22 protein-coding genes are annotated in these 26325 nt (G+C 65.9%); 14 read left to right on the forward strand and 8 right to left on the reverse strand.

The annotated features are described in order from the left end of the window. Positions 1–65 precede the first annotated feature (65 nt). Complete coding sequence (locus tag C8C95_RS14010; protein ID WP_116748982.1) at positions 66–932, reverse strand: SDR family oxidoreductase; 867 nt, start codon at positions 930–932, stop codon at positions 66–68. Between the two features lie 125 nt (positions 933–1057). On the opposite strand from C8C95_RS14010, the gene C8C95_RS14015 reads away from it, so the two are divergent. Next, positions 1058–1969, forward strand: coding sequence for a helix-turn-helix domain-containing protein (locus C8C95_RS14015; protein ID WP_116748983.1), 912 nt, complete (start codon positions 1058–1060; stop codon positions 1967–1969). A 138-nt stretch (positions 1970–2107) separates the two neighbouring features. Here C8C95_RS14015 and zwf read toward each other — a convergent pair whose 3' ends face one another. Beyond that, positions 2108–3562: a glucose-6-phosphate dehydrogenase gene (gene zwf, locus C8C95_RS14020; protein ID WP_116748984.1), complete on the reverse strand. Its 1455-nt coding sequence runs from the start codon at positions 3560–3562 to the stop codon at positions 2108–2110. Positions 3563–3738: 176 nt separating this feature from the next. On the opposite strand from zwf, the gene pgi reads away from it, so the two are divergent. From pgi to C8C95_RS14035, 3 genes are all read left to right on the forward strand, one after another. Further along, the gene (gene pgi, locus C8C95_RS14025) at positions 3739–5307 is read left to right on the forward strand and encodes a glucose-6-phosphate isomerase (RefSeq protein WP_116748985.1); all 1569 of its coding nucleotides are present in this window, start codon (positions 3739–3741) and stop codon (positions 5305–5307) included. A 113-nt stretch (positions 5308–5420) separates the two neighbouring features. Beyond that, on the forward strand, positions 5421–6662 hold the full coding sequence (locus C8C95_RS14030; protein ID WP_116748986.1) for an AGE family epimerase/isomerase: 1242 nt from the start codon (positions 5421–5423) through the stop codon (positions 6660–6662). A gap of 70 nt (positions 6663–6732) precedes the next feature. Next, complete coding sequence (locus C8C95_RS14035) at positions 6733–7224, forward strand: GNAT family N-acetyltransferase (RefSeq protein ID WP_116748987.1); 492 nt, start codon at positions 6733–6735, stop codon at positions 7222–7224. A 48-nt stretch (positions 7225–7272) separates the two neighbouring features. Here the strand turns inward: C8C95_RS14035 and C8C95_RS14040 are convergent, their stop codons facing one another. Next, a complete protein-coding gene (locus tag C8C95_RS14040) occupies positions 7273–8202 on the reverse strand; it encodes an SMP-30/gluconolactonase/LRE family protein (protein WP_116748988.1) in 930 nt (309 codons plus the stop codon). 101 nt (positions 8203–8303) lie between these two features. Here C8C95_RS14040 and edd point away from each other — a divergent pair, with 101 nt between their 5' ends. The 3 genes from edd to C8C95_RS14055 all read left to right on the forward strand — a co-directional run bounded on the left by edd (position 8304) and on the right by C8C95_RS14055 (position 11250). After that, complete coding sequence (gene edd / locus C8C95_RS14045; RefSeq protein WP_116748989.1) at positions 8304–10073, forward strand: phosphogluconate dehydratase; 1770 nt, start codon at positions 8304–8306, stop codon at positions 10071–10073. Beyond that, a complete protein-coding gene (gene eda / locus C8C95_RS14050) occupies positions 10064–10720 on the forward strand; it encodes a bifunctional 4-hydroxy-2-oxoglutarate aldolase/2-dehydro-3-deoxy-phosphogluconate aldolase (RefSeq protein WP_116748990.1) in 657 nt (218 codons plus the stop codon). Before edd ends, eda begins: the two co-directional genes overlap by 10 nt. Before the next feature lie 230 nt (positions 10721–10950). Further along, positions 10951–11250: a DUF805 domain-containing protein gene (locus C8C95_RS14055; RefSeq protein WP_116748991.1), complete on the forward strand. Its 300-nt coding sequence runs from the start codon at positions 10951–10953 to the stop codon at positions 11248–11250. 128 nt (positions 11251–11378) lie between these two features. Here the strand turns inward: C8C95_RS14055 and groL are convergent, their stop codons facing one another. The 3 genes from groL to argC all read right to left on the reverse strand — a co-directional run bounded on the left by groL (position 11379) and on the right by argC (position 14556). Then, complete coding sequence (gene groL / locus C8C95_RS14060) at positions 11379–13031, reverse strand: chaperonin GroEL (RefSeq protein WP_056058489.1); 1653 nt, start codon at positions 13029–13031, stop codon at positions 11379–11381. A gap of 98 nt (positions 13032–13129) precedes the next feature. Next, complete coding sequence (locus C8C95_RS14065) at positions 13130–13420, reverse strand: co-chaperone GroES (RefSeq protein ID WP_056058492.1); 291 nt, start codon at positions 13418–13420, stop codon at positions 13130–13132. A gap of 200 nt (positions 13421–13620) precedes the next feature. After that, complete coding sequence (gene argC, locus C8C95_RS14070) at positions 13621–14556, reverse strand: N-acetyl-gamma-glutamyl-phosphate reductase (RefSeq protein WP_116748992.1); 936 nt, start codon at positions 14554–14556, stop codon at positions 13621–13623. Positions 14557–14666: 110 nt separating this feature from the next. Here argC and C8C95_RS14075 point away from each other — a divergent pair, with 110 nt between their 5' ends. Then, positions 14667–15554: a LysR family transcriptional regulator gene (locus tag C8C95_RS14075; RefSeq protein ID WP_116748993.1), complete on the forward strand. Its 888-nt coding sequence runs from the start codon at positions 14667–14669 to the stop codon at positions 15552–15554. Positions 15555–15601: 47 nt separating this feature from the next. On the opposite strand, the gene petA is transcribed toward C8C95_RS14075, so the two are convergent. Further along, positions 15602–16228, reverse strand: coding sequence for a ubiquinol-cytochrome c reductase iron-sulfur subunit (petA, locus tag C8C95_RS14080; protein ID WP_116748994.1), 627 nt, complete (start codon positions 16226–16228; stop codon positions 15602–15604). Between the two features lie 358 nt (positions 16229–16586). Here petA and C8C95_RS14085 point away from each other — a divergent pair, with 358 nt between their 5' ends. Next, positions 16587–17954, forward strand: a complete 1368-nt coding sequence (locus C8C95_RS14085; protein ID WP_116750288.1) for a sigma-54-dependent Fis family transcriptional regulator — start codon at positions 16587–16589, stop codon at positions 17952–17954. A gap of 89 nt (positions 17955–18043) precedes the next feature. Here the strand turns inward: C8C95_RS14085 and C8C95_RS14090 are convergent, their stop codons facing one another. Further along, the gene (locus tag C8C95_RS14090; protein WP_116748995.1) at positions 18044–18751 is read right to left on the reverse strand and encodes a TetR/AcrR family transcriptional regulator; all 708 of its coding nucleotides are present in this window, start codon (positions 18749–18751) and stop codon (positions 18044–18046) included. Between the two features lie 331 nt (positions 18752–19082). Here C8C95_RS14090 and C8C95_RS14095 point away from each other — a divergent pair, with 331 nt between their 5' ends. The 5 genes from C8C95_RS14095 to C8C95_RS14115 all read left to right on the forward strand — a co-directional run bounded on the left by C8C95_RS14095 (position 19083) and on the right by C8C95_RS14115 (position 26294). Then, positions 19083–20432 carry an NAD(P)-dependent oxidoreductase gene (locus tag C8C95_RS14095; protein WP_116748996.1) on the forward strand — a complete coding sequence of 450 codons (1350 nt, stop codon included), beginning with the start codon at positions 19083–19085 and terminating at the stop codon, positions 20430–20432. Positions 20433–20485: 53 nt separating this feature from the next. Further along, entirely contained in the window at positions 20486–21799 is a 1314-nt protein-coding gene (gene preA, locus C8C95_RS14100; RefSeq protein WP_015012632.1) for an NAD-dependent dihydropyrimidine dehydrogenase subunit PreA, read from the forward strand. Between the two features lie 221 nt (positions 21800–22020). Further along, positions 22021–23478 (forward strand): NCS1 family nucleobase:cation symporter-1, encoded by a 1458-nt coding sequence (locus tag C8C95_RS14105; RefSeq protein ID WP_116748997.1) that lies wholly within the window; start codon positions 22021–22023, stop codon positions 23476–23478. An 81-nt stretch (positions 23479–23559) separates the two neighbouring features. Continuing rightward, positions 23560–25011, forward strand: a complete 1452-nt coding sequence (gene hydA / locus C8C95_RS14110) for a dihydropyrimidinase (protein ID WP_116748998.1) — start codon at positions 23560–23562, stop codon at positions 25009–25011. Between the two features lie 26 nt (positions 25012–25037). After that, positions 25038–26294, forward strand: coding sequence for a Zn-dependent hydrolase (locus C8C95_RS14115; RefSeq protein ID WP_116750289.1), 1257 nt, complete (start codon positions 25038–25040; stop codon positions 26292–26294). The last annotated feature ends 31 nt before the right edge of the window (positions 26295–26325 follow it).

The raw sequence follows: 26325 nt of genomic DNA on the forward strand, positions 1-26325 counted from the left end.
CGGCCTGCACCGGTGGCGCTTGGTGCGTGGGTTGTGGTGAGGGGCGCCGTGCGGGGCGGTGCGCGTCAGGTGGCTGGGGCCGGTGTGCGGTTGAAGCCCGGGCGCGGCACCATGTCCATCAACATGCAGCCCAGGCCGCCATCGACCAGCAGCTCTGCGCCGTTCATGTAGGCCGATCGGTCGCTGGCGAGGAACAGCGCGGGTTCGGCAATATCCCGGGGCTCGCCGACGCGGCGGCTGGCCGTGGCTGCTGCGCGCCGCGCCTCGAAGCCTGGCTCCTCATAGAAGCGGGCAGACAGCGCGGTGCGGATCATTCCAGGGCAGATGGCATTGCTGCGCACGCCCCGGGGTCCCCACTCGGCTGCCAACTGGCGCGACAGCAGCAGCACCCCCGCCTTGCTGGCGCTGTAGGCGCCGCTGGCGGTCTGCGGGTGCAGGGCCGATACCGAGGCCACATGCACCAGTGAACCCCGGCCCGCATGCAGCATGTCCTGCCCAAAGGCCCGCGAGCACAGCAGGTAACCCGTGAGGTTGACGGCCAGCACGGCATTCCAGTCGGCCAGCGATACGCTGTCGAGGCTGCCCGGACGAAGCAGGCCCGCGTTGTTGATCAGCACGGCGGCGGGCCCCAGGCTTTCGCGCACGTGTGCGGCTGCGGCGGACACGGCACTTTCGTCGGTGATGTCGCAGGCCACGGCGAGTGCATGGCCTCCCTGTGTGTCCAGTCGCGCGGCCATCTGCCGGGCCGCATCGCCGTCGCGGTCCACCAGGGCTACCCGCGCTCCCACCGCTGCCAATGACTCTGCAATAGCCGCTCCGATGCCGCTGCCCGCGCCGGTGACCACGCAGACGCGCCCCTTCAGGCCCAGCCAGTCAGCGCCTTGCGCGGGAGAAAAGTCATCGGGGGCGATGCGGTTGTCGCTGTGGTTCATGGGCTGCTGTCTCCTTGTTGTGATGGGGTGAAGCATCCCGCAACATGCCTCCTTCCTCAATCGACAAACCGGGCCATGAGCAGGACAATTCGTGCATTGATGGCAATTAAGGATGGGTAGAAACCATGAGAACCGAACCCGGCACCGTGCGCCAGTTCGCGCTCTACGGCACGCAGGACGCCGCGCCTGCCTGGGCCGATCTGGTGCATCTGGAGCGGGTGCCGGAGCGCTCCAGCCTGTTTGGCTGGGAGATCGACCTGCACTTTCACGAAGGGCTGATTCAGGTGCTGTACCTGACGGCAGGCGGTGAAGGCGGTAGCGCGCTGATGGATGGCAAACGCTGGCCGCTTCATCCTCCGTGCCTGGTGGTGGTGCCTGCGCGCACCGTGCATGGGTTCAGCTTTCACCCGGGCACGGACGGCCCGGTGATCACGGCTGCGCAAAAGCCCCTGGAGTCACTGGCCGCGCTGGCGGCACCGGAGTTGCTGGAGCACATCCGCCGCCCCCTGGTGCTGCCAGTGGATCCGGCGGGGCGCCATGCCCAGGCGCTGCAGCCCCTGTTCGAGGTAATCGGGCAGGAGGCCCATGTGGACGGCGGTGTGCGCGCTGCAGGCATGCCCCTGCTGGTGGCGCTGTTCGTGCAGATTGCCCGCCTGGCGCAGACTTCGGCAGCGCTGCCCGAGGCGGTGCCCTCGCGCAAGGCGGTGCAGATCGAGCGGTTTCGCGCCCTGCTGGACACGAACGTGCGCCAGCACACACCGGTGCACGCGTATGCGGATGCGCTCGGGATCTCTGTGGGGCAGCTTTCGCGGCTGTGCCGCGAGGTGCTGGGGGTCTCCGCCCAGGAGGTGGTCAACGCCCGCGTGGTGCATGAGGCCCAGCGGGAGCTGGTGTATTCATCCCTCTCGGTCAAGCAGATTGCGGCCGAACTGGGCTTTGAGGATGAGGCCTACTTCGGACGCTTCTTCAAGAAGCGCACCGGCCAACGTCCCACTGATTTCAGGCGCGAAGCCCGGGCGCAGCTGGCGGGTGCGTAGTGCGCGCCAAGCGCCTGTCTACGGGGCCCTGCGAGGGGTATCAACAAGCCCCGGTGCGTCGGGCGCAGGATGGGCCACGCCGGATTGGCGGGTGGTGACGGTGAAAAGAGAAGCCAAGACGCGAGGCGGCCGCTGGCCTCACATCTCCTCGCTCCAGCAATACCCGTCGCGCGCAATCATCGCGCTGGCCGCACGCGGGCCCCAGCTGCCTGCAGGGTAGGGTCGGGGGCCTGCAGGGTCGTTCTTCCAGTATTGCAGGATGGGTTCCACCCAGCGCCAGGCTTCTTCCTGCTCGTCGCTGCGTACAAACAGGTTCAGGCGGCCGGCGATCACGTCGAGCAGCAGGCGCTCGTAGGCGCCCACGCGCTCGGTGCCAAAGCGCTGGTCAAAGTCCAGGTTCAGGTGCACCTGCGACAGCGCGGGCTCGGTCTGGTGCTGGGCGGCGCCCTGAGCCATCAGGTGCAGCTCCAGTCCGTCCTTGGGCTGCAAATTGATCACCAGCCGGTTGGCGGCGCCTGCGGGCGTCTTGAAGATGGGGTGGGGAACGGGGCGGAAGTTGATGACGATGTGCGCATCGCGCCCCGCGAGCCGCTTGCCGGTGCGGATGTAGAACGGCACGCCCGCCCAGCGCCAGTTGCTGATCTCGGTGCGCAGCGCCACAAAGGTTTCGGTGGTGCTGCTGGCGGCCACGCCTTTCTCTTGCGCGTAGCCGGGCACGGGCTGGCCCTGGTGGTTGCCGGCCGCGTACTGCCCACGGATTACGTGCTGGCCGATGGTCTCCAGCGTCCAGGGCTTGAGCGACTGCAGCACCTTGAGCTTTTCGTCGCGGATCGCGTTGGCGCTGGAGTTGATGGGGGGCTCCATGCCAATCGCGCACAAGAGCTGCAGCGCGTGGTTCTGCACCATGTCGCGCATCGCGCCGGTCTGGTCGTAGAACGCGCCGCGCGACTCCACGCCCAGCTCCTCGGCAATCGTGATCTGGATGTTGGCAATGGTTTCGCGGCGCCACAGGGGCTCGAACAGCGCGTTGCCAAAACGCAGCGCAAACAGGTTCTGAACGGACGGCTTGCCCAGGTAGTGGTCGATGCGGAAGACCTGCTCTTCTTTCAGCACGCGGCGCAGCGTGTCGTTGATCGCGCGGTTGGACTGCAGGTCGTGGCCCAGGGGCTTTTCCAGCACCACGCGGGTGGTGGGGCCGTTCAGGCCCACGGCGGCGATCTGCTCACACACATTGGTGAACAGGCTGGGGGCTGTGGCCACATACATCACCACCGAGTCGGCGCCGCGCGCTTTCAGCGTCTCGGCCAGACGCTCGTAGTCCTGGGTTTTGGACAAGTCCATGCGCAGGTAGTGCAGCAGCGCGGCGAAGCGTGCAAACTCGTCCGGGCTGGGGCGCTTGGCCAGCTCCACGCTGTCGAACCGCGACTGGATCAGGCTGCGGTATTGTTCGTCGCTCAGGTCATCACGTGCCACCGCGATGATGCGCCCCCCCTCAGGCAGCGTGCCATGCCGAAAGGCCTGAAACAATGCGGGCATGAGCTTGCGCCAGGCGAGGTCGCCGGTGCCGCCGAACAGGACGAGGTCAAAACTCATGGTGTCTCCGTGATGGGGTGGTTCGTTTTGTTGCGTGGGATTGTAATCACGTTACATGATTTTCTAAAGAGGAGTGCCTTGTATCTACTGCTTGTAACCCAAAAGAACCTGTTAATAGGCCACTTTGTCGTGTAATCAAGTTACTATTTCGGCGCTTTTTTCACCTTACCCGTTTGATGACCATGCCTCTCCGTTGCGACCAGTCTGCGCTGTGGCCCCAGTTGGCCGCCCACTACGCCTCCCACGGCCAGCACCTGGACATGCGCCAGGCGTTTGCGCAGGATGCACAGCGGTTTGCAGCCTTCAGCCAGTCGGCTCCGCATGTGTTTGCTGACCTGTCCAAGAACCTGTGGGACCGCGATACCGAAGCCCTGCTGCTGGATCTGGCCCGCGACTGCGGCCTGGTGCAACACCGCGATGCGATGTTTGCAGGCGAGGCCATCAACACCACCGAAAACCGCGCAGTGCTGCACACGCTGCTGCGCCGCCCTGCAGGCGTGGCCCTGCCCGGTGATGTGCCCGAGACCGCACAGCGCCTGGCCGACGTGCACCACACGCTTGATGCGATGCTGCAGTATGCCGAGCAGGTGCGCAGCGATGCCGCCATCACCGACGTGGTGAACATTGGCATCGGCGGGTCGGACCTGGGTCCGCACATGGCCGTGCGCGCGCTCGAAGAGTTCCGCATCCCCAGCAAGCGCTTTCACTTTGTGTCGAACGTGGACGGGCACGAGCTGCACCACGTGCTCAAGGGCCTGCGGCCCGAGAGCACGCTGTTCCTGGTCGCGTCCAAGACCTTCACCACGGCCGAGACCATGACCAACGCGCGCTCGGCACTGGCGTGGTTTGGTGCCCAGGGCGGGCGCGATGTGGCCCGCCACTTTGCGGCGCTTACCACCAACATCGAGGCCGCGGCGGCCCTCGGCATCACCACCACCTTCGGCTTCTGGGACTGGGTGGGCGGCCGCTACTCGCTGTGGTCGGCCATTGGCCTGCCGATTGCCATCGCGATCGGTGCCCAAGGCTTCCGAGATTTCCTTGCGGGCGCGTACGCCATGGACGAGCATTTCCGCACCGCACCGCTGGCGCAGAACCTTCCGGTGCGCCTGGGTCTGCTCGATGTCTGGTACCGCAATTTCCACGGCTTCACCAGCCGCTGCATCGCGCCGTATCACGCCGCGCTGGGGCGCTACTCGGCCTACCTGCAGCAGCTGGAGATGGAGAGCAACGGCAAGCGCGTGGCGCAAGACGGCAGCACGCTGGCCTGCGTCACATCGCCCGTGCTGTGGGGCGAGCCCGGCACCAACGGCCAGCATGCGTTCTTCCAGATGCTGCACCAGGGCGCCGATGTGCTGCCGCTGGAGATCGTGGCCGTGCGCAAGGCCTCGCACCCGCTGCCCGGTCACCAGCAAAAGCTGCTGGCAAACGCCCTGGCGCAAACGCAGGCGCTGATGGTGGGCAAGGCCAGCGACGACGGCCACCGGCACTTTCCGGGCAACCGCCCCAGCACCCTGATGCTGCTCGAATCACTCACCCCCACATCGCTGGGCGCGCTGATTGCACTGCAGGAGCACCGCGTGTTTGTGAGCGGCAGCCTGTGGGGCATCAACAGCTTTGACCAGTGGGGCGTGGAGTTGGGCAAGGTGCTGGCCAAGGACCTGGAGGCCCGGCTGGAGAGCGGTGATGTGGCGGGGCTCGATGGCTCCACCGCTGGCCTGCTGGGCTTGCTGCGCAGCCCTGCCTGACCTTCACGGCACAGCAAAGTCCTCGGGGTCGCTCTGGCGGAAGACCGGGCGCCCTGCCGGCAGAAGCCGGCACAGTTTCTGGTCGACAGCTAACGCATCAGGAGACACTCCCCATGGCGATTCCGCCCTATCCGGACTTCCGCTCCGCTGCCTTTTTGCGCCAGCATCTGCGTGACACCATGGCGTTCTACGACCCCGTGGCCGCCGATCCGAGCGGCGGGCAGTTCCACTTCTTTCTGGACGACGGCACGGTTTACAACACGCACACCCGCCATCTCGTCAGCGCCACCCGTTTTGTGGTCACGCACGCCATGCTCTACCGCACCACGGGGGAGGCGCGTTATCAGGCGGGCATGCGGCACGCGCTCACGTTCCTGCGCACCGGGTTCCTCGACCCTGCCACGGGCGGCTACGCCTGGCTGATCGATTGGCAGGATGGCCGCACCACCGTGCAAGACGCCACGCGCCACTGCTACGGCATGGCCTTTGTGATGCTGGCGTATGCCCGCGCTTACGAGGCCGGAGTGCCCGAGGCCCGCGATTGGCTGGCTGAGGCTTTTGAAACTGCCGAACAGCACTTCTGGCAGCCCGCCGCAGGCCTGTATGCCGACGAGGCAAGCCCCGAGTGGCAGGTGACCAGCTACCGAGGCCAGAACGCCAACATGCACGCCTGCGAGGCCATGATCTCCGCCTTCCGCGCCACGGGCGAGCGTCGTTACATCGAGCGTGCCGAGCAGCTCGCACAAGGCATCTGCCAGCGGCAGGCCGCGTTGTCCACCCGCGCCCTTGCGCCCGCTGCCGAAGGTTGGGTGTGGGAGCACTTCCATGTCGACTGGTCCGTGGACTGGGACTACAACCGCCATGACCGCAGCAACATCTTCCGCCCCTGGGGCTACCAGATCGGCCACCAGACCGAATGGGCCAAGCTGCTGCTGCAACTCGACGCCTTGCTGCCCGCCGAATGGCACCTGCCGTGTGCGCAGCGCCTGTTCGATACCGCTGTGGAGGGGGGCTGGGATGCCGAGCACGGCGGCCTGTACTACGGCATGGCGCCCGACGGCAGCATCTGCGACGACGGCAAATACCACTGGGTGCAGGCCGAGAGCATGGCGGCTGCAGCGGTGCTTGCTGTGCGCACGGGGGATACGCGCTACTGGCAGTGGTACGACCGCATCTGGACCTACTGCTGGGCCCACTTTGTGGACCACGAACATGGCGCGTGGTTTCGCATCCTGCGCCGCAACAACCGCAACACCACCCGCGAGAAGAGCAACGCGGGGAAGGTGGACTATCACAACATGGGGGCGTGCTATGACGTGTTGGGAGCGCTGGGGCTGGGGGCTGAGAAGGGCTGACCGGCAGCGAGTCGCCCTGACGACGTAAGCTCACCCCATCGGAACCATCCGGTCCAGCAGGAGAGGAAGCATGGAAGTCGGTTTGCTGACCCCGGCGCAACAGGAGCAGATGGTGGACTTGCTGCTTGCGCTGCATGATCACTACCACCCGGGCCGTGCGCTCGACCGGGTCCTTGTGCGCAACCACCTGTTGGACAACCTGTGCGGACCCCGCTCTCAGATTCGACTGGTGACGGCAGAGCTCGGCGGCGAGTTGTTGGGGTTTGCCGCCATTTACCTGGTGTATTCGTTGGTGGAGCCCGAGCCCGCCCACCAGCGGCAGTGTGTACTCAAAGAGCTGTTTGTTTCTCCGCACCATCGGAGCCAAGGTATTGGCTTGGCTTTGATGCAATGGGTGGCGCGATACGCGCTGGACAACGGCTGTGGCCGTATCGACTGGTCGGTCAAGTCGTCCAACGCCCGGGGCATTGCGTTTTACGAGAGCCTGAGTGCAAGGTTGGTCAGTGACCGCCTCAGCTATCGGATCGTGCGCGAGGAGATCGGCGCGTTGGCGGGCTGGTGATGGAGCGCTGGCCTTTGTGTCCCACTGTGAGCAGTTGCTCGGCGCTTTTCACACCTTGAAGAAATTCACCGGCAGCCCAGCCACTTCGACCTGCATGCTGAACAGCGACCCCGCTGCAACCGCTGCCTGCTGTTCTTGAAGAGGCCTTCCCGCCCGCGCCGATGTAATGAACAGCGTCCGCAAATCCTCTCCTCCAAAACACACCATGGTCGGACACTGCACCGGCACGGCAATGCGCTGCAGCACCTCACCCGCTGGCGAAAGCTGCAACACACACTCGCCTTCGTACATCGCCACCCAGTAGTTCCCCTCCACATCCACCGCAGCCCCATCGGGCCGCCCGCCGTAGGGCTGGCCGTCCACCTTGCGGTCGAACTGCACCCAGGGGCGGCGGTTGGTGATCTCGCCGGTAGACACATCAAAGTCGAACTGGTCAACGCGGTGTTCGGGTGTGTTGGACCAGTACATCGTGCAGTTGTCGGGGCTGAAGGCCAGTCCGTTGGCGGTGAAGTTGTCGCCTGCCATGTGGCGCACGCAGTAGCCGGTGGCGCTGCTGGCATCGGCCTGCAGGCGCCACAGCGCGGCATTCGGCGCTGTGCGGGGCGTGATGACCGAGCCTGCCCAGAAGCGGCCTGCGGTATCGCATCGGCCGTCGTTCAAGCGCAGGACCGCGGTGTCGTGCTGCTCCGGCGGCAGCAGGGCCAGGCAGGTGAGGGCGGTGGGATCATCGCCGTCCTTGGTCGTGTCCAGAAGATAGAAACCGTTTCGTAACCCGATTACCAATCGTCCATCCGCCGCTGGCGCGCAGCAGCCGGGCTCGCTGGGCATGCGCCATTGCCAGTGGCGGCCGCTTTCGGGGTGCCATGCATGCACCGCTTGTCCTTGAATGTCACACCAGTAAAGGGATTTTTCCGTGGGGTGCCAGAAGGGCGATTCGCCCAGTTCGGATGGCGGCAAAGGCAAGGTTTGCAGGGACATGGGTTGAAGCGGGGTGGTTATCGAGTTACATTCTAGGGCCTCAGATAACAGGCGCCGGGCACATCGCCCCGGGGCCTTGCCACCCACCGATGGAGACTTCCATGCACCCAGTTGTAGCGCGCGTGACCGAGCGCATTGTCCAGCGCAGCGCAGACACCCGCGGCGCCTACCTTGCCGGCGTTGACGCCATGCTTGCCCGCAAGCCCGCACAAGACCGCATGGGCTGTGCGAACCTGGCCCACGCCTACGCGGCATTGCCGGGCTCGGACAAGTTCAAGGTCACGGTCGAGAAGGCGCCCAACATCGGCATCGTCACGGCCTACAACGACATGCTCTCGGCGCACCAGCCGTACCAGGGCTACCCCGCTATCCTGCGTGATGAGGCCGCCCAGCTCGGTGCCACGGTGCAAGTGGCCGGTGGTGTGCCTGCCATGTGCGATGGTGTGACGCAGGGTACGCCCGGCATGGAGCTGTCGCTGTTCTCCCGCGATGCTATTGCCATGGCCACTGCGGTAGCGCTGTCCCACGATGTGTTCGATGGTGCACTGCTGCTGGGCGTGTGCGACAAGATCGTGCCCGGCCTGCTGATCGGCGCGCTGCACTACGGGCATCTGCCCTGCGTGTTTGTGCCCGCAGGCCCCATGGGCACAGGCCTGTCGAACAAGGAAAAATCCAAGGTGCGCGAGCAGTACGCACAGGGCCTGGTGGGCCGTGACGAACTGCTCAAGGCCGAATCGGCCGCGTACCACAGCCCTGGCACCTGCACGTTCTACGGCACGGCCAACAGCAACCAGATGCTGCTCGAAGCCATGGGCCTGCATGTGCCCGGTGCAGCGTTCGAGTCGCCTGGCACCGAGGCGCGCGAGGCCTTCACGCGCCAGGCGCTGCGCACGGTGCTCGACATCGGCAAGCGGGGCAACCGCTTCACCCCCATCGGCAAGCTGGTGGACGAGCGCTGCATCGTCAACGCCATGGTGGCCCTGCTGGCCACGGGCGGCTCCACCAACCACCTGATCCACTGGGTGGCGATTGCGCGCAGTGCGGGCATCCTGATCGACTGGACGGACTTTGACGAACTCTCGTCGGTGGTGCCCCTGCTGGCCCGCGTGTACCCCAATGGCGATGCCGATGTGAACCAGTTCCAGGCCGCAGGCGGCCCGCCTTGGATCCTGCGTGAGCTGCTGGCCGGCGGCTTGATGCACCCTGATGTGATGAGCGTGAACGCGGGCGGCATTGCCGATGGCGGCAAGAGCGCACCCGCCGTGTCGGGCGACACCTCGGTGCTGCGGTCTGTGAGCGAACCCTTCTCACCCACCGGCGGGCTGCGCCTGCTGCAAGGCCGTCTGGGCCGCGCGGTCATCAAAGTGTCGGCCGTGCCCGAAGACCGTCACATCGTCCAAGCCCCAGCGCGAGTTTTTGACTCGCAAGAAGCCCTGCTCGCAGCCTTCAGCGCGGGCGAGGTGAACCAGGACATGGTGGCGGTGGTGCGCTTTCAGGGCCCGCAGGCCAACGGCATGCCAGAGCTGCACAAGCTCACGCCCCCGCTGGCGGTTCTGCAGAACCAGGGCTTCCAGGTGGCGCTGGTCACCGACGGCCGCATGAGCGGCGCCTCGGGCCGCGTACCGGCCGCGATCCACGTCACGCCCGAGGCCCTGGCCGGTGGCCCGCTGGCCAAGGTGCGTGATGGCGACATCGTGCGGGTGGATGCGGTGGCTGGCACGCTCGATGTGCTGGTGGACGATGCCGAGTGGGCCGCACGCGCCCCGGAGCCCTGCAGCGCCCCATCACCCATCGGCTTCGGCCGCGAACTCTTCACCAACTTTCGCCGCCACGCAGGCGGTGCCGAACAAGGAGCCTGCACATGGCTGTAACCCCTGCTTCCACCCCCATGAATCCCCTCGACATCGCCAGCCATGGCCCGGTGATCCCTGTCATCGTGATCGACCGCGTGGAAGACGCGCTGCCCCTGGCCGAGGCCCTGCTGGCCGGTGGCGTGAAGGTGCTGGAGGTGACGCTGCGCACCGCTGCCGGTCTGCCCGCCATCGAAACCATCGCCCGCCATCTGCCCGAAGCTGTGGTGGGTGTGGGCACGGTACTCAACGCCGATGACGCGCGCCGCGCGAGCGAAGCCGGTGCGCGTTTTGCCGTGAGCCCCGGCTACACCTCGGCCGTGGGCAGCGCCTGCAAGGGCCTGAACCTGCCGCTACTGCCCGGTGTGGCCACGTCCAGCGAGATCATGGCGGCGCTGGCCGATGGGTTCTCGTTCCTCAAGCTCTTCCCGGCCGAGGCCGTGGGCGGCATCCCGCTGCTCAAGTCCTGGGCCAGCCCGTTTGGCCAGGTGAGCTTTTGCCCCACGGGTGGCATCACCAACGCCACTGCCTCCAACTACCTGGCACTGCCCAATGTGCGCTGCGTGGGCGGCTCATGGCTTACGCCCACCGATGCGGTGCGCGCGGGCGACTGGGCCCGCATCACCCAGCTGGCGCGCGACACCAAGGCATTGCGCAAGGCGGCCTGAGGGATCGTTAGCGCTGGGTTTTCGGCCAAAAAGCGCCCCATGCGCTAGTGCAATATGCGCTGACAGCTATCAAAATAAGAGCGTATGACTATGCAGGTCCGTGGCGCGGGCGGCACAGCGTGGCCGCTGTGTGTGTCGAGCTGGCTGGACTTGTCGCAACGCCCTTCTATCATGGCCACGCGGGGATACCCCGTGACCGAGCAACGATTGTTCAAGAGAGGGAATTCGCTATGGATTTTGTTTCGGCTGTCAAAAGCTGCTTCGCGCAGTACGCAGGGTTTTCGGGCCGTGCGCCACGCTCCGAGTTCTGGTGGTTTGCGTTGTTCCAGTTCGGGGTGCTGGTGATTGCCACCATGATCAGCCAGGTGCTGTATGGCGTTGCCGCGCTGGCCCTGCTGTTGCCCGCGCTGGCCGTGGGGGCTCGCCGTTTGCATGACATTGGCCGGTCGGGCTGGTGGCAGCTGCTGTCTCTCACCGGTATCGGCACCCTGGTGCTGATTTACTGGTGGGTGCAACCCAGCGGGGAGTAAACCCATGGCAGGCCAGTGTCCCGAGTTGGCCCCATAGAAAAACAAAAGCCCGCAGACCGTAAGGCCTGCGGGCTTTTGTGTAGTGGGCTGCGCAGTCAGCACGGGGCTGCTGCGCAGGGGCCAGGCAATTACATGCCCATGCCGCCCATGCCACCCATGCCGCCCATGTCGGGCATGCCGCCGCCAGCGCCGGCTTCTTCCTTCGGAGCCTCTGCCACCATGGCTTCGGTCGTCAGCAGCAGCGATGCCACGGAGGCAGCGTTTTGCAGAGCGGTGCGGGTGACCTTCGTGGGGTCCAGAATGCCCAGTTCGAGCATGTCGCCGTAGGTGTCGTTGGCAGCGTTGAAGCCAAAGTTGCCCTTGCCAGCCAACACTGCGTTCACCACCACCGAGGCTTCGCCACCGGCGTTGTTCACGATTTCGCGCAGAGGAGCTTCCACAGCCTTCAGCACCAGCTTGATACCGGCGTCCTGGTCAGCGTTGTCGCCCTTGATCGAGTCGCCCACAGCTTGCTTGGCACGCAGCAGAGCCACGCCGCCACCAGCCACAACGCCTTCTTCCACAGCTGCACGGGTAGCGTGCAGTGCGTCTTCCACGCGGGCCTTCTTTTCCTTCATTTCGACTTCGGTGGCAGCGCCCACCTTGATCACGGCCACGCCGCCAGCCAGCTTGGCCACGCGCTCTTGCAGCTTTTCGCGGTCGTAGTCGGACGTGGCTTCTTCGATCTGCACGCGCACTTGCTTGACGCGGGCTTCGATGTCAGCGGCAGCGCCAGCGCCGTCGATGATGATGGTGTTTTCCTTGCCCACTTCGATGCGCTTGGCTTGGCCCAGGTCGGCCAGGGTGACCTTTTCCAGGGTCAGGCCCACTTCTTCAGCGATGACCTTGCCGCCCGTCAGGATGGCGATGTCTTCCAGCATGGCCTTGCGGCGGTCGCCGAAGCCAGGAGCCTTCACAGCCACAACCTTCAGGATGCCGCGGATCGTGTTGACCACCAGCGTAGCCAGGGCCTCGCCTTCGACTTCTTCGGCGATGATCAGCAGGGGGCGGCCGGCCTTGGCGACTTGTTCCAGCGTGGGCAGCAGGTCGCGGATGTTGCTGATCTTCTTGTCGAACAGCAGCACGAAGGGGTTGTCCAGAATCGCGGATTGCTTTTCGGGGTTGTTGATGAAGTAGGGCGACAGATAGCCGCGGTCAAACTGCATGCCTTCCACGACGTCCAGTTCGCTGTCCAGCGACTTGCCGTCTTCCACGGTGATCACGCCTTCCTTGCCAACCTTGTCCATGGCGTCAGCGATCAGCTTGCCGATGGTTTCGTCGGAGTTGGCGGAGATCGAACCCACTTGGGCGATTTCCTTGGAGGTGGTGGTGGGCTTGGAAGCCTTCTTCAGCTCGGCGACCAGGGCCGTCACAGCCTTGTCGATACCGCGCTTCAGGTCCATTGGGTTGATGCCAGCGGCCACGTACTTGAAGCCTTCGCGCACGATGGCTTGTGCCAGCACCGTAGCGGTGGTGGTGCCGTCACCAGCGTTGTCGCTGGTCTTGGAGGCCACTTCCTTCACGAGCTGGGCGCCCATGTTCTGCAGCTTGTCCTTGAGTTCGATTTCCTTGGCCACGGACACACCGTCCTTGGTCACGGTGGGGGCGCCGAACGAGCGCTCCAGCACCACATTGCGACCCTTGGGGCCCAGCGTGACCTTGACCGCGTTGGCCAGGATGTTCACGCCTTCAACCATGCGAGCGCGGGCTTCGCCGCCGAAAACTACGTCTTTTGCTGCCATTTTGGAGCTCCTGAAAATTTGATTCAAATTGGCTGCTGGCGCTTATTCAAAAAGCACCAGCAGCTATGAAAAGATGAGTGATTCAGAGGGGAGAGAAATTACTTCTCAACCACTGCAAACAGGTCGTCTTCCTTCATGACCAGCAGCTCGTCGCCCTTGACCTTGACGGTCTGGCCCGAGTACTTGCCGAACAGAACGCGGTCACCGACCTTCACGTTAAGGGCGAGCACTTCGCCCTTGTCGTTGCGCTTGCCGGGGCCAACGGCCAACACTTCACCTTGATCGGGCTTTTCGGCGGCGTTGTCAGGGATCACGATGCCGGAAGCGGTCGTGGTTTCGCTTTCAATACGCTTGACGATCACGCGATCGTGCAGAGGGCGAAGGTTCATTGCAATGCTCCTGTTTTCAGTAAAAAGCTGAGGGACTCAATCAGCCCCGGCCATCCGGGGCCACCAAACTGCCAGCAGGGAGTGCGGTGTTAGCACTCGTCTGCGGTGAGTGCTAATGATACGGGCATTTGTGGCCATTTCAAGACACCCCCTCAGAACATGGGGGCGAAGGCTTTGTCTCCCTGTTCTGTCCAAGTCCGTCAGGCCGCAGCACCCAGCATCAGATCCAGGTTCTGCACCGCCGCCCCCGAGGCACCCTTGCCCAGGTTGTCAAACACAGCGGTCAGCAACACCTGACCGTGGCGGGCGTTGCTGAACACACCCAGCTGCAGCCGGTTGGTGCCGTTCAGGGCTTGCGGGTCCAGATGCTCGGCCGCTTCGGTGGAGGCGGGGGGCATCACCTCGACAAAGGTGGCGTCGGCATAGTGCTGCTGCAGGCAGGCGTGCAGGTGTTCGCCTTGTGTGCCGGGCGCGAGCTGCCGCAGATGCAGCCCGATGGTCAGCACGATGCCCTGGCGGACGGCGCCGTACGAGGGTAGAAAAAACGGCCGCTGCGACAGCCCGGCGTGTTGCGCGATCTCGGGCGTGTGTTTGTGCTCCAGCTGCAGCCCGTAGACCTGGAAGGTGGGCGCATGGGCTGCCTCGGGGCCTTCGTGCGCTTGCACGCGGGCACGCCCACCGCCGGAGTAACCCGACACCGCATGGATGTTGAGCGCGTGGTCGGCGGGCAGCAAGCCGGCCTGCACCAGGGGCCGCAGCAGGGCGATGGCGCCTGTGGGGTAGCAGCCGGGGTTGCTGACGCGTTGCGCGTTGGAGATGCGCGCAGTCTGCGCCGCATCCATCTCTGGAAAGCCGTAAACCCATTGCGCGTCCGTGCGGTGGGCCGAGCTGGCGTCGATCACGCGCACCGAGGGGTTGTGGATGGCGGCCACGGCTTCGCGGGCGGCGGCGTCGGGCAGGCACAGGATGGCGATGTCGCAGCTGTTGATGGCTTCGGCGCGGCAGGTGGGGTTCTTGCGGTCGGCTTCGGGCAGTGTCAGCAGCTGCAGATCTGTGCGGCCGTGCAGGCGCTGGTGGATTTGCAGGCCGGTGGTGCCTTGGTCGCCGTCAATAAAAACAAGGGGCTGGGTGGTCATGGTGCGGATTCCTGGCAGGGGTGGGAGATGGGATGTGGGAATCTTCAGCGCCGGTCTAAACTTTGAAAAGTTGAATTTCACAAACATCAAGATCAGTTCCGCTGAACGTTATGCGCGAGCTCAATCTCGACCGGCTGCGTACCCTGGTCACCATCGCTGACCTCGGGTCTTTCGCTGAAGCTGCCCGCACGCTGCACCTGGCGCCGCCCACGGTCAGCCTGCACATTGCCGACCTGGAGGCGTTGATCGGTGCGCCGTTGCTGGTGCGCAAGCGGGGCGAGGTGCGGCCGTCCGGCGCGGGGGAGGTGCTGGTGGAGCGGGCGCGGCGTCTGCTGGCCGATGCCGACGAGGCCATGGACCTGGTGCGGCGCCAGGTGCAAGGGCTGGAGGGGCGGGTGCGGCTGGGCGCGTCCACCGGCGCCATCGCGCACCTGCTGCCCCAGGCGCTGGAAGTGCTGGGCCAGTACCACCCCGGCATCGATGTGCAGGTGCTGGTGCTCACGTCGCGGGAGACTGTGTCGCGGCTGGCGCTGGGGGCATTGGATGTGGGTCTGGTGGCCTTGCCCATGGCCTCGGTGCGCGGGGTGACGGTGATGCCGTGGCGGCGCGACCCGGTGATGGCGTTCGTCCCCTCGGCCTGGGCGGCGCCCCGCAGGGTCACGCCCCAGTGGCTGGCGGGTCAGCCGTTGATCCTGAACGATGACGGCACCAGCCTGTCACGCCTGACGAACGATTGGCTGGCCTTGGCGGGCGAGCTGCCCAAGGCGCGCATCCAGCTCAACTACAACGATGCCATCAAGAGCCTGGTGGCCGCCGGCTACGGGGCCACGCTGCTGCCGCACGAGGCATCCACCGCCACGCCGCTGGACCCGCGCATTCGCATGCTGCCGGTGCAGCCCCGGCTGTGGCGCCCCCTGGGCATCGCCCACCGCGCGGGCCCGGTGGAGCGCGCCACCCAGCATGTGCTGGATGTGCTGTGGCAACAGAAGCAGGTGTGACGCGAAGCTGAACCGGGAATGTGCCGCCCCAGGCCGCCGCCTGTCGCTCAGGCAGCGTCGTCCCCGATGAGCAGCCGGGTGTCGGACACGTAGCGGTGCGGCGGTACCTCCAGGTTGGTGGGCGCGGGCTTGTTCCTGAAGACTCGGCCCGCCAGGTCGAAGGTGGAGCCGTGGCAGGGACAAAAGAAGCCGCCCTGCCACTGGTCGCCCACGCTGGGGTTGGAGGTGCCTGCGGGCACGGCGGTGGGGGAGCAGCCGAGGTGCGTGCAGATGCCCACGGTGACAAACACCTCCGGGCGGATGGAGCGTTGCGGGTTGCGGGCGTACTCGGGTTGCTGGTCCTTGCGCGAGGCGGGGTCGGCCAGTGCGGCGTCTTGCTGGGGCAGGGCGGCCAGCATCTCGGGCGTACGCCGCATGATCCACACGGGCTTGCCGCGCCATTCCACCGTCTTCACGCCGCCGGACTGCAGGTCGCTGATGTCCACCTCCACGCCGGCGCCCATGGCCCGCGCGCGCTCGCTGGGGGCCAGGCTGGACACCAGGGGCACGGCGACCCCTGCCGCCGCCACGCAGCCTGTGGCCGCCGTCAGCAGCACCAGCTGCCGACGCTCTGCGGAGGGATCGCCGTCGGTGTCTGGAAGGGGGCTATTGGGAGTAGCGGGGTGGAGGGCCATGGGGTGCTTTCAGAGAGAGGTAGGACTAGCCGTGGCGCCGAGCGGCGGCTAGACGGGGTGACGGCCACCGCTCGCAACGCTGCGGGCGCCATGCCTTACCGCAAACGACGTGCCATCACCCGCAAGACCGGCCCGCCATGGCGCGTGCTGCCTGAAAAGCTCGTGAATTCAATGGGTTGCGCGCGCGATGTCGGGTCGGCAGGTGCGCCGCAGGCCCGGCAGCGGCCGGATTCACTGCCACCCTGTCTGCCAAACCGGCTGCCAACTGCCATCCATTGCAGTCCGCATGGCATAGATCAAAGGCCCGCTGCCGAAACCGGTGCACCGTCAGGGCCCTTGCATGTACGAAGGTTTTTCCATGCCCCACCTCCCCGCACCACCCGCAGAACTGGTGTCCTTTCTGGAGGGCCTGCCAGATCCGCACATCCTGCTGGACGGCCGCTATCGCATCCTGGCGGCCAATGGCGCCTATCGCCGCCTGTTCGCTACGGCTGGCGGCGCGGGTGGCAGCGTGGTGGGGCGCACCTGCCACGCTGTGTCCCACCATGCCAGCGTGCCCTGTGACCAGGCGGGCGAGTCCTGCCCGCTGGCGCAGGCGCGCGCCTCGGGGCAATGCGAACGGGTGCTGCATGTGCACCACACGGCCCAGGGTGAGGAATATGTGCAGATCGAGCTGACACCGGTGGTGGGGGCGGAGGGCACAACGGGATTTTTTGTGGAAAAGATGGTGCCTTTGCCGGTGGCGGCGCAGCCGGTGCCGTCCGCGCGGGGGCTCATTGGGCGTTCGCCCGCGTTCCAGAAGATGCTAGGGCTGGTGGCGCGGGTGGCACCCTCGCGGGCTGCGGTGTTGCTTCTGGGCGAGTCGGGCACGGGCAAGGAGCTGGTGGCCCATGCCGTGCACCAGGGTAGCCTGCGCGCGCGGCGGGCGCTGGTGCCCGTGGACTGCTCCAGCATGCCCGAGGCGCTGTTCGAGTCCGAGCTGTTCGGGCATGAGAAAGGGGCGTTCACCGGCGCGGCCCAGACCCGGCCGGGGCTGGTGGAGGCGGCAGACGGTGGCACGCTGTTTCTGGACGAAGTGGGCGACATCCCGCAGCCGCTGCAGGTGAAGCTGCTGCGCCTGCTGGAGACCGGCACCTACCGCCGCGTGGGCAGCACCGAGCTGCGGCATGCCGACCTGCGCGTGGTGTCAGCCACGCACCGCAACCTGCAGCACATGGTGGCCGCAGGGCACTTTCGCGAAGACCTGTATTACCGCCTGAGCACCTTCCCCATCCACCTGCCACCGCTGCGCGAACGCCAGGGGGATACCGCTTTGCTGGCACGCGCGCTGCTGGAGCGCGTGGCGCCCCCGCCCCGTGCGCTGCAGTTGTCTGGCGCTGCGCTGGCCTTGCTGGAGGCGCAGCCGTACCCCGGCAATGTGCGGGAACTGCGCAACCTGCTGGAGCGCACCGCCTTGCTGTGCGATGGCGACAGCATCGGCGCGGAGCATGTGCAGCAAGCGCTTGCCTGTGGTCTGCCCCCACTCGCGGGTGCGGTGGCTCAGGGCGCAGGGGTGCTGCCTGTATCGGTTGCGTTAGCGGGGCTGCCACGCCGCCGCCCCTTGCCCGACGACGAGGCCCTGCGCCAGGCCGTGGCTGCCCACCAGGGCAGCCGTTTAGCCCTGGCGCGGCGGCTGGGCATCAGCGAGCGATCGCTGTACCGGCGGCTGAAAACATTGGGTGCTTGACGCCAATAAGTGGAGAAATTGGACTCAAGCGCATATATTCATTGCGCTGGTAGCTATCTTTTATATAGCGTTTGGTGCGCCTTGCTGGCTTAGACCACCGCATCGGGCGCCAGCGCGCTCAGCACCATGCGCACGATCAGTCCTTCGGCCTTTTCGTAGTCGCGCTCGGTCAGAGCGGGCTTGCCCAGCAGCAGGGCGAACTGGGCCTCCTGCTCCGCATAGGCCTGGGTCACCGACCAGATGATGAACATGAGGTGCGTGAAGTTGACCTTGGCAATGCGGCCCTCGCGCGCCCAACGCTCGAAGGTGCGCACCTCGGTCTTGAGCAGCGGCGCCACGCGTTCGGTGATGGCCGTGCCATACCGTGGTGCACCCGCAATCACCTCTTTGGTGAATACCTTGGCGCCCTGGGGGCGGGTGCGCGAATAGTGCAGCTTGGCGCGGATGTAGCGCCGAAGCGCCTGCTGGGGGTCATCGCTGTGCGACAGGTCTTCCATACCCGCCAGCCACTGGGTGAGCACATCGTCCAGCACCCGCTGGTACAGCGCTTCCTTGCTCGGGAAGTAGTACAGCAGGTTGTGGCGGCTGATGCCGATGGCGGCGGCAATGCTCTCCAGCGATGCGCCCTCAAAGCCGAATTGCGCAAACTGATTCTCTGCCTCGGTAAGGATGCCCTGCTCCTTGAGCAGCCGCGAGGCCGTGGGGGCGCGGGGGGCGGACTCGTCGTGGGCGGGCGGGAGGGCCGCCTTGCGGGGACGCGGGGGCGGGGGGGCAGGGGACGGGCGGGCTGCAGTCATTGCACCATTGTGGAACAAGCCGGGGCCTGAAAACTGGCAATTGGCTGGCTGGAGGCTGGCACGCGGTTTGCTGTAGGGATTTTACCAATTGGTAAATTTTTACGGGTTGGTAAATTGACCCACAACGCAGGGCACCGCCGTCGCAAAGCAGCGGGCACCTGCACCCCACAGCGAGGACCACGATGAAACCTCCGAAGTTTGCGGGTACCAGCCTTCACGCTGGTGCCGCATTGGTTGGCGCCACTGGCTGGCGCTCCAGCGCTGCGCGGCGTGCGCCTGCACGCCCTATAGGCGCCCAGACCCCCACCCTCACCCTCTCGGAGGAAACCTGATGGACACACCCGCAAGCCGTGCCTGCGGCATTCATGCCGCACGCCTGAACCTGGCCGACTACGCCGTCAACTTCGGCGACGCCCACCCGCCGCTCACCCGGGCGCAGGCGCTGATCGAGGCCGAGCGCTGCTACTACTGCCACGACGCCCCCTGCGCCACGGCCTGCCCCACGGGCATCGACATTCCGTCGTTCATCCACCGCATTGCGCAGGACAACAACCGGGGCGCCGCCCGCGCCATCCTGGAGGCCAACCCCCTGGGCGGCATGTGCGCCCGCGTTTGCCCCACCGAGGTGCTGTGCGAGCAGGCCTGCGTGCGCAACACCAACGAAGACAAGCCCGTGGAGATTGGCTCGCTGCAGCGCTACGCCACCGACGCCTTCTTTGCCCAGCCCGGTGCTCCGCTGTTCCAGCGTGCAGCCGCCACCGGCAAGCGCGTGGCCGTGGTGGGCGCCGGGCCTGCGGGCCTGGCCTGTGCGCATGGCCTGGCCGTGCGCGGGCATGACGTGGTGCTGTTCGAGGCGCGACCCAAGCTCGGCGGCCTCAATGAATATGGGCTGGCCAGCTACAAGACCACCAACAACTTCGCGCAGAAGGAAGTGGAGTGGCTGCTGTCCATCGGCGGCATCGAGGTGCGCACCGGCCAGCAACTGGGCCGTGACATCACGCTCGACAGCCTGCTGGGCGCCTACGACGCCGTGTTCTTGGGCCTGGGCCTGCAGGGCGTGAACGCGCTGGGCGTGGCCGAACCCACGGCCACCGGCCTGCGCAATGCGGTGGACTTCATCGCCGAGCTGCGCCAGAGCACCGACCTCTCCACCCTGCCCGTGGGCCGCCGCGTGGTGGTGATCGGCGGCGGCATGACGGCGGTGGACGCCGCCGTGCAGTCGCGCAAGCTGGGCGCGGAAGAAGTGACCATCGTCTACCGCCGGGGCGCCGAGGCCATGTCGGCATCGGCCGTGGAGCAGCAATGGGCGCAGACGAATGGCGTGACCATCCGCCACTGGGCCGCACCCAAGGAGGTGCTGAGCGAAAACGGCGTGGTGAAGGGTGTGCGCTTCGCGGCCACGGCACTGAGCGGCGGCAAGCTGGTGGAAACCGGCGAGACCTTCACGCTCGAAGCCGACATGGTGCTCAAGGCCATTGGCCAGACCTTTGTGGCCGATCCCGTGGGCAGCCGCATTGCACTGGAGGGCGGGCGCATCGCCACCGATGCTGAAGGCCAGACCAGCCTGGCGCGTGTGTGGGCCGGTGGCGACTGCCGCGTGGGCGGCCGCGACCTCACGGTGGAAGCGGTGGAGCACGGCAAGGTCGCCGCGGTCTCCATCCACGCCGCACTGATGGCTTGAGATGGCCTGAAGTGGCCTGAACCCCTTCACCCCAGTTTTCACGGGAGCACCCCATGGCAGACATTCGCAGCAATTTTCTGGGCATCCAAAGCCCCAACCCCTTCTGGCTGGCCTCCGCACCACCCACGGACAAAGAGATCAACGTCACCCGCGCCTTTGAAGCGGGCTGGGGCGGCGTGGTGTGGAAGACGCTGGGCGAAGACCCACCGGTGGTCAACGTCAACGGCCCGCGCTACTCCACGCTGATGTCGCAAGACCGCCGCGTGATCGGCCTGAACAACATCGAGCTGATCACCGACCGGCCGCTGCACACCAACCTGGAAGAGATCAAGCGCGTCAAACGCAACTGGCCGGACCGGGCCATGATCGTTTCGCTCATGGTGCCCTGCGTGGAAGAGAGCTGGAAGAACATCCTGCCGCTGGTGGAAGACACCGGCGCCGACGGCATCGAACTCAACTTCGGCTGCCCGCACGGCATGAGCGAGCGCGGCATGGGCGCGGCCGTGGGCCAGGTGCCTGAATACATCCAGATGGTCACGGCCTGGTGCAAGCACTACAGCAAGCTGCCCGTGATCGTGAAGCTCACGCCCAACATCACCGACGTGCGCCACCCGGCGCGTGCGGCCAAGGCGGGCGGGGCCGATGCCGTGTCGCTCATCAACACCATCAACTCCATCATGGGCGTGGACCTGGACCGCATGGTGATGAGCCCGAGCACGGACGGCTGGGGCTCGCACGGCGGCTACTGCGGCCCTGCCGTCAAGCCTATCGCGCTGAACATGGTGGCTGAGATTGCGCGCGATGCACAGACCGCCGGCCTGCCCATCAGTGGCATTGGCGGCATCACCACCTGGCGCGATGCGGCCGAGTACATCGCGCTGGGCTGCGGTACGGTGCAGGTGTGCACGGCGGCCATGGTGTACGGCTTCAAGATCGTGCAGGACATGTGTGATGGGCTGTCCAACTTCATGGACGAACACGGCTACGCCACGCTCGACGACTTCAAGGGACAGGCCGTGCCTACCGTGAAGGACTGGAAGAACCTCAACCTCAACCACATCGAAAAAGCCGTCATCAACCAGGATGCCTGCATCCAGTGTGGCCGTTGCCATGTGGTGTGCGAAGACACCTCGCACCAGGCCATCACCTTCACCAAAGAGGGCGGCGTGCGCAAGTTCGAGATCAACGAGGCCGAGTGCGTGGGCTGCAACCTGTGCGTGTCGATCTGCCCCGTGCCCGAGTGCATCACCATGCGCGCGCTGGAGCCGGGCGAGGTGGACGTGCGCACCGGCAAGAAGGTGACGGGCGAATACGCGAACTGGACCACGCACCCCAACAACCCGCAGCGCGTGTCTGCAGCCGCTTGATATGTGCCCCTGCGCGCGTGCGCCACAGGCCCCGCAAGGCGTTGCGGCAGCACCCGTTGTGGTGCCGATTTGCAACGCATGCTGCACTGCATCTGGTGCAGTTCTTGCGTGATCTCTAGCATCGCTCGCTTCCCTTTGCCCGCCATCTGCCAGCGTGAGGGCGCTGGAACAGACAGCGGGTTGTGTGCAACCCCAACGACGTCTTTGACAGGAGTACAGGCATGACCAACAGTACCGGCAGCGCGGCCCATGTGGCGGGGCTGATGCCCGGCGATGCATCCAACACGCTCGCCAATGAAGATCTGCTCCCCACCACCGCCGCGCAGCGACACTGGACGTGGAAGGACTTTGCCGCACTCTGGGTGGGCATGGTCGTGTGTGTGCCCACCTACACCATGGCCAGCTCCATGCTGGACCAGGGCTTTACCTGGCAGATGGCCGTGTGGCTGGTGTTCCTGGCCAACTGCATCGTGCTGGTGCCCATGGTGCTCATCGGGCGCGTAGGGCCCCGGTACGGCGTGCCGTTCCCGGTGCTGGCGCGTGCATCGTTTGGCGTGAAAGGCGCCAACCTGCCCGCTGTGCTGCGCGGGCTGGTGGCATGTGGCTGGTTCTCCATCAACTGCTACTTTGGCGCGTTGGCGCTGCATGGGTTCCTCAACATCCTGGGTATGAATCTGGCGGGACCGGCCGATGGACAGACCATCAGCACCTCGCAGTTCATTTGCTTTCTGGCGTTCTGGGCGGTGCACATCTGGTTCATCTGGAAGGGGCCGGAGTCCATCCGCATGCTGGAGGTGATTGCGGCGCCGCTGATGATCATTGCGTCCATCGCACTGGTTGTGGTGCTGATGATGAAGGTGCCCTCGGGCCAGCTCTTCAACCTGCCCGCCAAGGTGGTCGAGGGTGGCCCCAAGACCTGGGCGGCGCTCACGGGCCTGGTGGGCTTCTGGGCCACGCTGGCGCTCAACATCCCGGACTTCACCCGCTTTGCCAAATCGCAGAAGGACCAGGTGGTGGGCCAGGCCATCGGCCTGCCCATTCCCATGGCGCTGTTCTCCATGGTGGGCGTTATCGGCTTCTCTGCCTCGGCCATCCTGTACGGCAAGGCCCAGCTGTTCCCTGATGGTCTGCTCACGCAGATGGGCAGCGTGGCCGCAGGCCTGGGTCTGCTGGTGATCTTGCTCGCCAACCTCACGACCAATGTGGCCGCCAATCTGGTGTCGCCGTCGTATGACTTCAGCCAGTGCGCGCCGTCCAAGATCAGCTTCCGCATGGGCGGCCTGATCGCTGCGGGCATCGGCCTGCTGTTCATGCCCTGGAAGCTGCTGGCTACATCGGGCGGCTACCTGTTCACTTGGCTGGGCGGCTACGGCACGCTGCTGGGCGCCATCGCGGGCATCCTGCTGGTGGACTACTACCTGGTGCGCAAGAGCGAACTGAAGGTGGACGACCTGTACCGCCGTGGCGGTGAATACGAGTACAGCAACGGCTGGAACCTGCAGGCCCTGATCGCGTTTGCACTGGGCGTGCTGCCCTGCCTGCCGGGCTACCTGGCCGTGTCGGGTGTGGTGGACAAGGCGGGCATGCCTCCCATCTGGCTGTCGTTGTTCGACTCGGGCTGGTTCTTCAGCCTGGCGGTGGCCGGCACCTACTACTACCTGACGGCCAAGAAGAAGTGATGCCCTGGACCCTGCCTGGGCCTGGTGCCAGTGCAGGTTCCGTTTTTTTGAATTGATCCGTATCCCTGAAGGAGACCCCCCATGAGCCAAGCCCTTGTGATCCGCGGTGGCACCGTGGTCAACGCCGACCGTGAACAGCGCGCCGATGTGTTGTGCGTCGATGGCCGCATCGTGGCCGTGGGGGAGGACGCTGCGGCCCAGGCCCCTGCGGGCGCAGAGACGCTGGATGCCAGCGGCCAGTACGTGCTGCCCGGCGGCATTGACCCGCACACGCACATGCAATTGCCGTTCATGGGCACCGTCACCATGGACGACTTCTTCACCGGCACGGCCGCCGCGCTGGCGGGCGGCACCACGAGCATCATCGACTTCGTGATCCCCGACCCGCAGGAGCCGCTGATGGACGCCTACCGCAAATGGCGCGGCTGGGCGGAGAAGTCGGCGGCCGACTATTCCTTCCACGTCGCCGTCACCTGGTGGAGCGAGCAGGTGCGCGCCGACATGGGCACGCTGGTGCAGGAAGAGGGCGTGAACAGCTTCAAGCACTTCATGGCCTACAAGAACGCCATCATGTGCGACGACGAAACGCTGGTGAACAGCTTCAAGCGAGCCCTCGAACTCGGGGCCATGCCCACGGTGCACGCCGAGAACGGTGAGCTGGTGTACCTGCTACAGCAGGAGGTCGCCAAGATGGGTATCACCGGCCCCGAGGGCCACCCGCTCTCGCGCCCGCCCATGGTCGAGGCCGAGGCCGCCAACCGCGCCATCGCGATTGCCGATGTACTGGGCGTGCCCATCTACGTGGTGCACGTGAGCTGCATGGAGTCCGCCGACGCCATTGCCCGTGCCCGCGCACGTGGCCAGCGTGTGTACGGCGAGGTGCTGGCGGGCCACCTGCTGGTGGACGACAGCGTGTACCGCGACCCCGACTTTGCCAAGGCCGCCGCCTATGTGATGAGCCCACCTTTCCGCCCCAAGGGCCACCAGGAGGCGCTGTGGCGCGGCCTGCAGTCGGGCCAGCTGCACACCACGGCGACGGACCACTGCACCTTCTGCGCCGCGCAAAAGGCCATGGGCAAAGAAAACTTCGCCAAGATCCCCAACGGCACGGGCGGCGTGGAAGAGCGCATGGCCGCGCTGTGGGACGGCGGCGTCAACACCGGGCGCCTCACGCCCAGCGAGTTCGTGGCCATCACCTCGGCCAACGCAGCCAAGCTGTTCAACATTTACCCCCGCAAGGGCTACATCGGTGAAGGTGCCGATGCGGACCTGGTGCTGTGGGACCCGCAAGGCACCAAGACCTTCTCGGCCAAGACCCAGTTCAGCAAGGGCGACTTCAACATCTTTGAAGGCCGCACCGTGCGCGGCATCCCCAGCCACACCGTGAGCCAGGGCCGCGTGGTGTTTGCCAATGGCGACTTGCGGGCCGAGCAGGGCAAGGGCCGCTACATCAAGCGCCCGGCGTTTGGCGCCAACTTCCAGGCCGTGCAAAAGCGTGCGCAGGACCTGGCCCCCTCGGCGGTGGCGCGCTAAGCGCTGCAATGCATCTGGAGAACACCATGGACACCAAAGTCAAACCCAACATCGAAAACCTGCGCATCAACGGCCGGCGCCTCTGGGACTCGCTCATGGAGCTGGCGCAGATCGGCGCCACACCCAAGGGCGGCGTGTGCCGCCTCACGCTCACCGACCTGGACAAGCAGGGCCGTGACTTGGTGACCCGCTGGGCGCGCGAGGCAGGCATGACCGTCACCATCGACAAGATCGGCAACGGCTTCATGCGCCGCCCCGGCCGCAACAACAACCTGCCACCCATCATGACCGGCAGCCACATCGACACCCAGCCCACCGGCGGCAAGTTCGACGGCAACTACGGCGTGCTCGCCGGCATCGAAGTCGTGCGCACCCTGAACGACCATGGCATCGAAACCGAAGCCCCCATCGAAGTGGCCTTCTGGACCAACGAAGAAGGATCGCGTTTCGTGCCCGTGATGATGGGCTCCGGCGTGTTCGCCAAAGCCTTCACGCTGGAGCACGCCTACGCTGCCACCGACACCGAAGGCAAGACGGTGAAGGGTGAGCTGGAGCGCATCGGCTACATCGGAGACCAGGAGCCCGGCGACCATCCCATCGGCGCCTACTTCGAAACCCACATCGAACAAGGCCCCGTGCTGGAAGACAACGACAAGACCATCGGCGTGGTCAGCGGCGTGCTGGGCATCCGCTGGTTTGACTGCACCGTCACCGGCATGGAAGCCCACGCAGGCCCCACCCCCATGGCCCTGCGCAAGGACGCGATGCTGGCCGCCACACGCATCATGCAAGACGTAGTCGCCGCCGCCCACCGCCACCCACCGCACGGGCGCGGCACCGTGGGCATGGTGCAAGTCTTCCCCAACAGCCGCAACGTCATCCCCGGCCGGGTCAAGTTCAGCATCGACCTGCGCAACAGCACCGACGCGCTGGTGGACGCCATGGCCGCCGAGGTCAAGGCCTTTGCCGACCAGGTGGCCCAAGAACACGGTGTGCAGGTCCACATCGAAATGGTGTCCAGCTACCCCGCACAGCTCTTCCAGCCCGAATGCGTGCAGGCCGTGGGCCGCGCCGCCGCCAAGCTGGGCTACAGCCATATGCCCGCCGTCTCGGGTGCCGGGCACGATGCCGTCTACATGGCCAAGCTCGCACCCAGCGGCATGATCTTCATCCCCTGCAAGGACGGCATCAGCCACAACGAGATCGAGGATGCGAAACCCGAGCACATCGAGGCCGGGTGCAACGTGCTGCTGCACGCCATGCTGGAGCGGGCTGGCACCTAGTGCTATATAAAATATAGCGGCAGAGGCATGA

The sequence above is a fragment of the Acidovorax sp. 99 genome (assembly GCF_003096455.1).
In the GTDB taxonomy this organism is placed as follows: domain Bacteria; phylum Pseudomonadota; class Gammaproteobacteria; order Burkholderiales; family Burkholderiaceae_C; genus Acidovorax; species Acidovorax delafieldii.

Excerpts from the sequence above, each read along its gene's own strand:
- C8C95_RS14015 (WP_116748983.1), top strand. The coding sequence starts at position 1,058 with ATGAGAACCGAACCCGGCACCGTGCGCCAGTTCGCGCTCTACGGCACG.
- zwf (WP_116748984.1), bottom strand. The coding sequence starts at position 3,562 with ATGAGTTTTGACCTCGTCCTGTTCGGCGGCACCGGCGACCTCGCCTGG.
- edd (WP_116748989.1), top strand. The coding sequence starts at position 8,304 with ATGCACCCAGTTGTAGCGCGCGTGACCGAGCGCATTGTCCAGCGCAGC.
- eda (WP_116748990.1), top strand. The coding sequence starts at position 10,064 with ATGGCTGTAACCCCTGCTTCCACCCCCATGAATCCCCTCGACATCGCC.
- hydA (WP_116748998.1), top strand. The coding sequence starts at position 23,560 with ATGAGCCAAGCCCTTGTGATCCGCGGTGGCACCGTGGTCAACGCCGAC.
- C8C95_RS14065 (WP_056058492.1), bottom strand. The coding sequence starts at position 13,420 with ATGAACCTTCGCCCTCTGCACGATCGCGTGATCGTCAAGCGTATTGAA.
- argC (WP_116748992.1), bottom strand. The coding sequence starts at position 14,556 with ATGACCACCCAGCCCCTTGTTTTTATTGACGGCGACCAAGGCACCACC.
- C8C95_RS14105 (WP_116748997.1), top strand. The coding sequence starts at position 22,021 with ATGACCAACAGTACCGGCAGCGCGGCCCATGTGGCGGGGCTGATGCCC.
- C8C95_RS14040 (WP_116748988.1), bottom strand. The coding sequence starts at position 8,202 with ATGTCCCTGCAAACCTTGCCTTTGCCGCCATCCGAACTGGGCGAATCG.
- C8C95_RS14115 (WP_116750289.1), top strand. The coding sequence starts at position 25,038 with ATGGACACCAAAGTCAAACCCAACATCGAAAACCTGCGCATCAACGGC.
- C8C95_RS14010 (WP_116748982.1), bottom strand. The coding sequence starts at position 932 with ATGAACCACAGCGACAACCGCATCGCCCCCGATGACTTTTCTCCCGCG.
- C8C95_RS14090 (WP_116748995.1), bottom strand. The coding sequence starts at position 18,751 with ATGACTGCAGCCCGCCCGTCCCCTGCCCCCCCGCCCCCGCGTCCCCGC.
- C8C95_RS14055 (WP_116748991.1), top strand. The coding sequence starts at position 10,951 with ATGGATTTTGTTTCGGCTGTCAAAAGCTGCTTCGCGCAGTACGCAGGG.
- preA (WP_015012632.1), top strand. The coding sequence starts at position 20,486 with ATGGCAGACATTCGCAGCAATTTTCTGGGCATCCAAAGCCCCAACCCC.
- C8C95_RS14085 (WP_116750288.1), top strand. The coding sequence starts at position 16,587 with ATGCCCCACCTCCCCGCACCACCCGCAGAACTGGTGTCCTTTCTGGAG.
- petA (WP_116748994.1), bottom strand. The coding sequence starts at position 16,228 with ATGGCCCTCCACCCCGCTACTCCCAATAGCCCCCTTCCAGACACCGAC.
- C8C95_RS14075 (WP_116748993.1), top strand. The coding sequence starts at position 14,667 with ATGCGCGAGCTCAATCTCGACCGGCTGCGTACCCTGGTCACCATCGCT.
- pgi (WP_116748985.1), top strand. The coding sequence starts at position 3,739 with ATGACCATGCCTCTCCGTTGCGACCAGTCTGCGCTGTGGCCCCAGTTG.
- C8C95_RS14035 (WP_116748987.1), top strand. The coding sequence starts at position 6,733 with ATGGAAGTCGGTTTGCTGACCCCGGCGCAACAGGAGCAGATGGTGGAC.
- C8C95_RS14095 (WP_116748996.1), top strand. The coding sequence starts at position 19,083 with ATGGACACACCCGCAAGCCGTGCCTGCGGCATTCATGCCGCACGCCTG.
- C8C95_RS14030 (WP_116748986.1), top strand. The coding sequence starts at position 5,421 with ATGGCGATTCCGCCCTATCCGGACTTCCGCTCCGCTGCCTTTTTGCGC.
- groL (WP_056058489.1), bottom strand. The coding sequence starts at position 13,031 with ATGGCAGCAAAAGACGTAGTTTTCGGCGGCGAAGCCCGCGCTCGCATG.